General features: G+C 72.9%; 1 protein-coding gene. It reads right to left on the bottom strand.

What is annotated here, in order from left to right:
- Positions 1 to 93 precede the first annotated feature (93 nt).
- Positions 94 to 840 (bottom strand): sigma-70 family RNA polymerase sigma factor (locus IEZ31_RS36195; protein ID WP_229836161.1); only part of this gene is annotated, 747 nt, incomplete at its 5' end.

The following is an 840-nucleotide window of genomic DNA, read 5'->3' as shown; positions in this document are numbered from 1 at the left end:
CGTCGATCTTGCAGTTGTGGTGCCTGACAAACCCGGACATCGCGGGAGTGTCGAGGCACCACAACTGCAAGATCGACACAAGGGGGGCGGGGGTTAGGGGGAGTGGGGGAGGCCTAGGGGGTTTGTTATTGAGAGGCGCGACGTCAGGTTGCCCTGGGCGGCGATCTGCGCGTAGTAGGTCTCCCGGCGCCGGGCCACGCAGCCGCCGGCCCGTGCGGGGCCGTCGAGCAGCTCGGGGTCCAGGTGGTTGTTCAGGCCGTCGCGCAGCAGGATCAGCGCCTCGGCGCGCAGCTGGCTGATGCGGGACTCGGTGACGCCTAGCTCACGAGCGATCTCGTTCATCGGGCGCTCGTCGAAGAAGTACCCCTGCACCACCCGGCGGAGGCGCTCGGGGAGGGCGTCGACGGCGTGGTGGAGGTACCCGATCCGCTCGCGGTGCAGGATCAGGTCCTCGGGGCCGGCGGTGCGCTCGCGCACGAGGTCCTCGGCGCTGCCGGCGGAGAAGCCCTGCAGGGACAGGACGACCGCGCGCCGGACGTCGTCGTCGATGCTCTTGAGCTCGCCGACGGCGATGCCGAGCGACTCGGCCAGCTCGGCCGGCGTGGGGGTGCGGCCCAGGGCGGCGGTCAGCTCCTGCTGGGCGGTCTCGACGCGGCGGGCCCGCGAGCGGACCGAGCGGCTGGCCCAGTCGAGGCCGCGCAGCTCGTCGAGCAGGGCGCCGCGGATGCGCTGGGTCGCGAAGCTGCCGAACGGGATGCCGCGCGACGGGTCGAAGGACCTGGCGGCGGCGGCCAGCGCGGCCATGCCCGCGGACACCAGGTCCTCGCGGGAGACGTGGGC

It is taken from the genome of Dactylosporangium sucinum (assembly GCF_014647515.1).
Classification (GTDB): domain Bacteria; phylum Actinomycetota; class Actinomycetes; order Mycobacteriales; family Micromonosporaceae; genus Dactylosporangium; species Dactylosporangium sucinum.
The sequence above is the reverse complement of the archived record's forward strand: the minus strand, read 5'-3'. Positions and strand labels throughout refer to the sequence as shown.